General features: G+C 75.3%; 10 protein-coding genes. 3 read left to right on the top strand and 7 right to left on the bottom strand.

Going from position 1 to position 7,884, the window contains the following annotated elements; all coding sequences use genetic code 11:
* Window positions 1–867 (top strand): lysophospholipid acyltransferase family protein (locus PSR1_RS08325; protein ID WP_059437149.1); only part of this gene is annotated, 867 nt, incomplete at its 5' end.
* Between the two features lie 13 nt (window positions 868–880).
* Here PSR1_RS08325 and PSR1_RS08320 read toward each other — a convergent pair.
* On the bottom strand, window positions 881–1,744 hold the full coding sequence (locus PSR1_RS08320; protein ID WP_059437144.1) for a fatty acid desaturase: 864 nt from the start codon (window positions 1,742–1,744) through the stop codon (window positions 881–883).
* A 160-nt stretch (window positions 1,745–1,904) separates the two neighbouring features.
* On the opposite strand from PSR1_RS08320, the gene PSR1_RS08315 reads away from it, so the two are divergent.
* Window positions 1,905–2,303 carry a hypothetical protein gene (locus PSR1_RS08315; RefSeq protein ID WP_059437143.1) on the top strand — a complete coding sequence of 133 codons (399 nt, stop codon included), beginning with the start codon at window positions 1,905–1,907 and terminating at the stop codon, window positions 2,301–2,303.
* Here PSR1_RS08315 and PSR1_RS08310 read toward each other — a convergent pair.
* Window positions 2,300–3,154 (bottom strand): c-type cytochrome, encoded by an 855-nt coding sequence (locus PSR1_RS08310; protein WP_059437142.1) that lies wholly within the window; start codon window positions 3,152–3,154, stop codon window positions 2,300–2,302. The two genes, PSR1_RS08315 and PSR1_RS08310, sit on opposite strands and share 4 nt — an antisense overlap.
* Before the next feature lie 98 nt (window positions 3,155–3,252).
* Here PSR1_RS08310 and PSR1_RS08305 point away from each other — a divergent pair, with 98 nt between their 5' ends.
* Window positions 3,253–3,426: a hypothetical protein gene (locus PSR1_RS08305; RefSeq protein WP_232287460.1), complete on the top strand. Its 174-nt coding sequence runs from the start codon at window positions 3,253–3,255 to the stop codon at window positions 3,424–3,426.
* 10 nt (window positions 3,427–3,436) lie between these two features.
* On the opposite strand, the gene PSR1_RS08300 is transcribed toward PSR1_RS08305, so the two are convergent.
* Genes PSR1_RS08300 through PSR1_RS08280 form a run of 5 tightly spaced genes read right to left on the bottom strand, consistent with a single transcriptional unit; the run spans window position 3,437 to window position 7,843 of the window.
* Entirely contained in the window at window positions 3,437–4,189 is a 753-nt protein-coding gene (locus tag PSR1_RS08300; RefSeq protein ID WP_059437141.1) for a molybdopterin-binding protein, read from the bottom strand.
* A 42-nt stretch (window positions 4,190–4,231) separates the two neighbouring features.
* A complete protein-coding gene (tmk, locus tag PSR1_RS08295) occupies window positions 4,232–4,888 on the bottom strand; it encodes a dTMP kinase (RefSeq protein ID WP_059437140.1) in 657 nt (218 codons plus the stop codon).
* On the bottom strand, window positions 4,885–5,265 hold the full coding sequence (locus PSR1_RS08290) for a hypothetical protein (protein WP_059437139.1): 381 nt from the start codon (window positions 5,263–5,265) through the stop codon (window positions 4,885–4,887). The genes tmk and PSR1_RS08290 overlap by 4 nt, the downstream gene beginning before the upstream one ends.
* An 11-nt stretch (window positions 5,266–5,276) precedes the next feature.
* Window positions 5,277–6,635 (bottom strand): threonine synthase, encoded by a 1,359-nt coding sequence (gene thrC, locus PSR1_RS08285; RefSeq protein ID WP_059437138.1) that lies wholly within the window; start codon window positions 6,633–6,635, stop codon window positions 5,277–5,279.
* Between the two features lie 2 nt (window positions 6,636–6,637).
* Window positions 6,638–7,843, bottom strand: a complete 1,206-nt coding sequence (locus PSR1_RS08280) for an aminotransferase class I/II-fold pyridoxal phosphate-dependent enzyme (RefSeq protein ID WP_059437137.1) — start codon at window positions 7,841–7,843, stop codon at window positions 6,638–6,640.
* Window positions 7,844–7,884: the final 41 nt, after the last annotated feature.

Below are 7,884 nucleotides of genomic sequence, written 5' to 3'. Positions count from 1 at the left end.
CGCCGCGAGGTGACCGAGGCCGCGGCCCGGCTCGCCCCGGCGGTGGCGGCGAGGCTGGGCGCCGCGCTCGACCTGGCGAGGCTGCTCGAGCCGCCCGAGCGGCTCGACCGCCACGGGATGGACCCGCGGCTGGCGGAGCGCGCCGAGCCGCTCGTCGAGCTGCTGTACGCCACCTGGTGGCGCACCGCGGTGCGCGACGCGGAGCACGTGCCGGCGAGCGGCCCGGTGATGGTGGTCGCGAACCACGCCGGGGTGGTCCCCTGGGACGCGCTGGTGCTGCGCCACGCGCTGCGCCGCGATCACCCGGCGCGCCGGGACCTCCGCCCGCTCCTCGACGACCGCGAGTGCGACCTGCCGGTGCTGGGCGGCCTGGCGGTGCGGCTGGGCGCCGTGCGCGCCACGCCCGAGGCGGCGGGGCGCATCCTGCAGGACGGCGGCGCGCTGGGCGTGTTCCCGGAGGGGAGCGCCGGCGCCCGGAAGCCGTGGAGCGAGCGCTACCGGCTGCAGCGGTTCGGCCGCGGCGGCTTCGTGAAGGTGGCGCTGCGCGCCGGCGCGACCCTCGTCCCCTGCGCCATCGTGGGCAGCGAGGAGGCGGCGCCGGGCATCTCGCGCACGGGCTGGCTGGCGGACCGGCTCGGGCTGCCGCTGCTCACCGCGAGCCCGCTCCTCCGGCTGGCGCCGGCGGCGATGCTGCCTTTGCCCTCGCGCTGGTCGCTCCGCTTCGGCCCGCCCATCGCGCTCGCCGGCTGCTCGCCGGCGGACGCGGAGGACGCGGCGCGGGTGGGCGAGCTGGCGGAGACGGTGCGCGCCATGCTCCAGGCGATGCTGGACGAGGACGTGGCCGCGCGCGGCTCGGTGTTCCTCTAGCGCGCGGGCGAGGTCACAGCGCCTCGGCGCGCACCGCGGGCGGCGGCGCGGCCGTGCGGAGGTGCGCGAGGCGGACCTGCGGCGGCGGGACCTTCAGGTCGCGGACCACGCGCAGCGCCGCGAGCGCGCGCAGCGCGTACCAGGAGAGATCGAGCTCCCACCAGAAGAAGCCCTGCCGCGCGCTCGCCGCGTAGAAGTGGTGGTTGTTGTGCCAGCCCTCGCCGAGCGTCACGAGCGCCAGCACCAGGCTGTTGCGCGAGCCGTCGTCGGTGGCGTAGCGGCGGCGCCCGAACACGTGCGCCAGCGAGTTGATGACGAACGTGCCGTGCCAGAGCGCCACGGTGGAGACGAAGAAGCCCCACAGGAGCGCCGGCAGGCCGCCCGCCAGGAACAGCCCGGTGGCGAGCGCCGCCGGTGGGACGAGGTGGTGGCGGTCGATCCAGCGCAGCTCCGGGTAGCGCGCGAGGTCGCGCACGCGGTCGAGCTTCGTCTCGTGGTGGCGGCGCGAGAGGATCCAGCCGACGTGGCTCCACCAGAAGCCCCGCTCCAGCGGTGAGTGGACGTCCTCCGGCCCGTCGGAGTGGCGGTGGTGGTCGCGGTGGTGGGCGGCCCACCAGAGCGGGCCCTTCTGCGCCGCGCTCGCGCCGAGCACCGCGAGCACGAGCTGGAACGCGCGCGAGGTGCGGTAGCTGCGGTGCGAGAAGTAGCGGTGGTACCCGGCGGTCACCGCGAACATGCGCACCGCGTACAGCGCGGCGGCGAGCGCGCCCCAGCGCCACTCGAACGGCGCGAGCCACGGCGTGGCCAGCGCCACGAGGTGCGCGGCGAAGAACGGGAGCGACGGCAGCCAGTCGATGCGGTCGGGGTCGCGCGGCATGAGCCCCGGAGCTTGGCGGGCCGCTGTCACCGGTGCGTCACCGCGGTCCGTGCGCTCGCCCGGCGGCGGGGGATGCCCCCCGCGACGCGCGGCCCCAGAGTGTGATCCGGGCGGTCGGCGCGCGTCGCCGGCGGCCGGCCGTCCGGACGGGGGAGCCGCCATGCTGGAGCAGACCGTCGAGCCCGAGGTCGACGTTCAGAAGGAGGCCTTCATCCGGCTGATGGCGGAGACGCTCCCGCTCGCGGGCTACGCCGGCGTGCGCGCCGATCTGCCGGGCTGGGACACGCCCGACGTGATCCACGGCGCCATGCGCGACCACCGCCCCAGCCTGTTCTGCGAGGCGCCGAAGCCGGTGTTCCTCGACGTGCTCTCGCCCGGCCCGGTGGCGCTCGAGGAGGTGGCGAGCCGCTGGCAGCTCTTCTCCTCCGCCGCCGAGCTCGCCGGCGGCGAGTTCCACGTGGTGCTGCCGCGGTGGGTGGCGGGGCGCGACGGGCGCCAGGTCGCGAAGCAGATCGCCGAGCTGGTCGGCGTGCGCATCGGCTACATCTGGGCGGTCTAGGGACGGGGCGGCCGCTCCCGGCGCCGCTCCTCCTCGACGGGATCCTTCTCCGGCGGCCCGGGCTCCTCGGCGGCGCCCGTCCCCTCGAACGCGGCCACCGCGCGCAGGAAGCTCCACACCTGGCGCGCCGCCGCCGGGCCCGGATCCTCCGGCCCGTCCGACCAGCCCGGGTGCCCCGCCCGCATCCGCGCGTAGAGCGCGTCCGCGGTCATCCGGTCGGTGAGGCGCGAGAGGTTCGGCCCGGCCTCGCCGCCCGCCTTGCGCACGCGGTGGCAGCCGATGCAGCGCGCGCCGAAACGATCCGCGCCGAGGCGCGCGCCGTCGGCGGCGCCGTCCGGGACCGCCAGGGCGCGGCCGTAGGTGGTGAACGAGTTCGCGAGCTCGAGCGCCACCACGCCACGCGCCCACCAGAGCCGCGCGCGCGGATCGGTCTCGAGGCCGCGCTGGTCGAACGTCGGCCAGGCGATGACGCGCTCCGGGAGCGGCTGGCCGTCGGCGCGATCCGCCAGCACCGGCTGGAGCTGCCGGACCAGGGTCAGCGGGACGGGGACGGCGCGGCGGTCGCGGGTCCGCACGATCACCACGTCCGCGCCCCGGGTCCGCTCCACGCGATCGCTCACCAGCGCGGCGAGCGCGGTGCCTTCCCAGGTCGCCGCCCGGCCCGACTCCGGGTCGAGGCCGCGCACCGACCGCTGCGGCAGGGCGGCCAGCTCGGCCCGGCCGAGCGGGTACGGGCCGCCCTTCACCGCGCCGCGCACCTCGACCTCGGTCTCACTGGGCGTGACGTGCGGGAGGCGGGGTCCGGAGGAGCATGCGGCCAGGACGAGGAGCAGAACGGTCGGCTTTCTCATGGGGCTCGTTTGGGCTATGTTCCCGGCTCCCGACGACCTCTCGGAGCGAACTCAGCATGGCACGCGCGTTCATCGGAAGCACGGAATGCCGGGTACACGTGGACAAGGATCTCGGCGACTCGTGGGCGGTGACGGTCTACCCGCCCCCCACGCAGGCCGGCCCGGCCGCCCCACTGGTGGTGAAGCTCCAGGGGACGGACAAGGAGAAGGCCACCAAGGGCGCGCTGGAGATCCTCCAGGGCGCCGGCAAGATCGACAAGTACGAGCTGTAGGCCGGGGCCGTCACGGCCCCTCGGTCCGCAGGATCGAGCCGGCCGGCAGCGCCGCCAGCAGCGCGCGCAGGGCCGCCTCCACCCGGGCCGCGTCCTTCGCCTCCAGCGTCACCTTCACACGGTGGTCGGCCCCGGCGTCGAAGCGCGGGTAGCTGCCGATCTCGACCGCCGGGTGCGCCGCCGCCACCGCGTCGAGCGCGGGCGCGATCTCGCCCTCGCCCGCCGACAGGTACACGCACGCGAGCCGGAACGGCGGCGCCTGGAGCAGGTGCGCGATGCGCTCGAACTGGTGCCGGTAGAACTGCGGCACGCCCGGGAGCATCACCACGTTCTCGAGCGCGAGCGTCGGGTAGCCCTCGTCCCCGAGCAGCTTCGTCCCCTCGGGCACGTCGGCCATGCGCAGCGCCGCCTCGGGCGGCTCGGCGCCCGGGTGGGCGCGGCGGTGCAGCGCGCGGATGGTCTCGACCAGCGCCGGCGAGCGGTGCATGGGCCTGCCGAGCGCCTCCGCCACCGCGCGCACGGTGATGTCGTCGTGCGTCGGCCCCACCCCGCCCGAGGTGAACACCCAGTCCACCTCGGGGTGGAGCGCCGCCACCGCGGCGGAGACCTCGTCCACCCGGTCGCGCACGGTCCGGATGGTGACCAGCTCCACGCCCAGCTCGCGCAGCCGGCGCGCGGTGAACGGTCCGTTCTCGTCCTGGACCTTGGCGGAGAGGACCTCGTTGCCGACGACGACGAGGGCGGCGGTGGGCGTGCGGGGCATCGCCCCCTCCCGTAACCCGTCCCGCGCGCGGACGCCAGCCGGCTACAGGGTCGAGGCGGCCGCCCACACCGCGGCTGCCACCGCCTCCACCGGGCGCTCGCCGTCGATCTCGATGACGGTCTCCCCGGCCTGGCGCAGCAGCGCGATGGCGCGGTCGTACTCGGCGGCCACCTTCCGCTGGAACGCGCCGACCTCGTAGATCTCGCGGTCGAGCGAGGCGGCGCGCCGGCGCCGGAGCGCGACCTCGGGCCGCACCCGGAGGAACAGCGTCGCGTCCGGCGGGCCCGCCGCCGCGTTCACCTGGCGGACCCACTCCATCTCGCCCAGCGCCGCGCCCTGGTAGGCGAGCGAGGAGAGCGTGTAGCGGTCGGAGACGACGTCGATGCCGGCGGCGAGCTTCGGGTCGATCTCGACCGCCCGGTGGTCCCGGCGATCCGCCGCGAACAGCAGCGCCAGCGCGTGCGGGTCGAAGTCCGCGCCCCCGCCGCCGGCCACGCGCCGCGTCAGCACCTGGCGCACGAGCGCGCCCACCGGCCCGCCGGACGGCTCGGCGGTGACGTGGGCGGTGCGGCCGTCGGCGCGGAGCCGCTCGCCGAGCAGCCGCGCCTGCGTGGTGGTGCCGGCGCCGTCGAGCCCCTCGACGACGACGAAGCGGCCGCGAGCGGCCGGACGTCCCCGCCCGCCGCCCGCCGCGCTCACGGGTCCAGCCTCAGCGTCTCGCGCAGCGCGCGGAAGCGCACGTACAGCGCGTCCTCCTCGCGCATCAGCCGGCGGGCGCGCAGGAAGGAGCGGATGGCGAGCGCGAGCAGCACCAGCGCCGCCGCCATGGCCAGGTACAGGAACACCGGCGGGCCCTTCGCCACCTTGCGGACCATGCCGGGCTTGAGCTTGCCCCAGCGGTCCCAGGCGAGCGCGATGGACGCGCCCACGGCGATGAGGCCGGCGAAGATCTCGTAGGCGCCGCGCCGGGCCACGTCGATGGACCGGCGCACCTCCAGCTGCTTCGCGAGCGCGTCGTGCTCGGCGCGCAGCGCGCCGGTCTCCGGGCCGGGGTGGGTGGGCGTGGCGGTGCTCATGGCCCGGCGTTCTACCCTCGCCCGAAGCGGCCGGCAATCGCGTCCTGGACCGCGCCGAGCGTGGCGGGGAGCTGGACGGCCGGGTTGGGCAGCCCGGCGCGGATGCCGGGCAAGGTCTGGTCGTGGTAGCCGACCTTGAAGTCGGAGAACTTGAGGCCGTGCGCAGTGGAGATCACCACCACCCGCTCGCCCTTCCTCACCACCCCGCGGGCGGCGAGCTTCTCGAGCGCCGCGAGCGCCACGCCGGTGTGCGGGCAGGTGAACATGCCGGCCCGGTCCGCGCGCGCGGCCGCGTCGGCGAGCTCCTGCTCGCTCGCCTGCTCCACCACGCCGTCGAGCGCCTCCAGGGCCCGCAGCGCGCGGCGCGCCGACACCGGGGCGCCGATCTGGATGGCGGACGCGAGCGTCTTCCGCGCGGCGAGCGGCTCGACCGTCACCCCGGCGGTGGGCTTCACCCCGGCGCCGGTGGTGGCCCGCCAGAGCGGGTTCGCGTGCTCCGCCTGCGCGACCACCAGGCGCGGGAGCCGGTCCACCAGCCCCAGCTCCTTCATGAGCAGGAAGCCCTTCCCCACCGCGCTCGCGTTGCCCAGGTTGCCGCCCGGGATCACGATCCAGTCCGGCGAGGTCCAGCCGAGCTGCTGCGCGATCTCGATGGAGGCGGTCTTCTGCCCCTCGATGCGCAGCGAGTTCATCGAGTTCGCGAGGTAGATGTCCTTCGTGCGGCTGAGCTGCTTCACCACCTGCATGCAGCCGTCGAAGTCGGTGTCGAGCTCGAGCACCAGCGCGCCGTTGGAGATGGGCTGGACGAGCTGCGCGGTGGAGATCTTGCCGCGCGGCAGCAGCACCACGCTGGGGATGCCGGCCGCCGCGCAGTAGGCGGAGAGCGCGGCCGAGGTGTCGCCGGTCGAGGCGCAGGCGACCGCGCGGACCGCGGCGCCGCGCGCCCGCATCTCCTTCACCGCGGAGACGAGCACCGTCATGCCCAGGTCCTTGAACGACCCGGTGTGCGTGACCCCGCACTCCTTCAGCCACACGTCGTCGAGGCCCAGCTCGCGGGCGTAGCGGTCGATGCGGAGCAGCGGGCTGCCGCCCTCGAACATCGAGACCACGTTCCCGTCGGCGATCCCCGGGTAGACCCACTCCTTCTTGCCCCACACGCCGGAGCCGTAGGGCCAGGCGCCCAGCTTGAAGCGCCCGTCGAACAGCGCCTTCCACTCGGCGGCGCTCCGCGTCGCGAGCGCGGCGCGGTCGTGCTCGACCTCGAGCAGCCCGCCGCAGCGCGGGCACTCGTACACCACCTCGGTGAGCTCGGCGCGGAAGTCGCAGCCGTCCGCGCAGCGGAACCAGGACGAGAACGCGGGCGCGGCCATCGCTACCGCCCGCCCGGGCCCTTCTTGAGGAACTTCTCGATCCGCTCGGCGGCGAGTTGCACGCGCGGCTCGTCCACGATGAGCGCGATGCGGACGCTGCCCTCGCCGGCCGGGCCGAAGCCGATGCCCGGGGCGACGGCCACGCCGGCCTCGTCGATGAGGCGCTTGCAGAACTCGAGCGAGCCGAGCGGGCGGAACGGCTCGGGGATGGGCGCCCAGGCGAACATCGAGGCGGCCGGCGCCGGCACCTGCCAGCCGGCCGCGCCGAAGTGGCGGACCAGCGCGTCGCGGCGGACCCGGTACTTCTCGCGGATCTTCACCACCTCGTCGTCGCACTCGTCGAGCGCGGTCATGGCGGCCGCCTGCACCGCGCCGAACAGGCCGTAGTCGAGGTAGCTCTTCACCCGCGCCGCCGCGGCCACCAGCGCCGGGTTGCCGGCGCAGAAGCCGACGCGCCAGCCCGGCATGTTGTAGCTCTTCGACAGCGACATGAACTCGAGCGTGCGGTCGCGCGCGCCCGGCACCGCCAGCATCGACGGCGCCTTCGGGCCGTCGAAGACGATGTCGCAGTAGGCCAGGTCGGACACGATGAACATGTCCCGCGCCTCGGCGAACCGGACGATCTTCTCGAACAGCTCCTGGGTGGCCACCGCCGCGGTCGGGTTCGCGGGGAAGTTCACCACCAGGCCCTTCGGCCGCTTCTCGGCCCGCTCCGCCGCGGCCACCAGCGACTCGAAGAAGTCCACGCCCGGGCCCACCGCCACCGGCAGCGACTCGGCGCCGGCCAGCACCGCGCCGAACGCGTGGATGGGATAGGTCGGCGCGGGCGCGAGGACCGTGTCGCCCTCGGAGAGCATGGCGATGAGGGCGTGCCCGATGCCCTCCTTCGAGCCGATGGTGACGAGCACCTCGCGCTCCGGATCGACCTCGACGCCGTGGCGCCGCTTCCACCAGCGCGACACCGACGCCCGCAGCTCGGGCAGGCCGCGCGGGTTCAGGTACCGGTGCAGCTTCGAGTCGCCGACGGCGCTGCGCAGCCGCTCCACGATCCGGTCCGGCGTGGCGCCGTCCGGATTGCCCATGGAGAAGTCCACCACGTCCACGCCGCGTGCGATGGCCTCGTCGCGCAGGCGGTCGGTGACGGTGAAGACGTACGGCGGCAGGCGCTTGACGCGCGCAAAGGCCTCGGGGTCGTTGAAGGTCTTCATGGCGGGACCCGCCAATTTGCCGGGACCTGCGCCGAATGGCA

It is taken from the genome of Anaeromyxobacter sp. PSR-1 (assembly GCF_000964525.1).
Classification (GTDB): domain Bacteria; phylum Myxococcota; class Myxococcia; order Myxococcales; family Anaeromyxobacteraceae; genus Anaeromyxobacter.
Note: the sequence above shows the minus strand (reverse complement) of the source record. Positions and strands in the feature narration are given on the sequence as shown.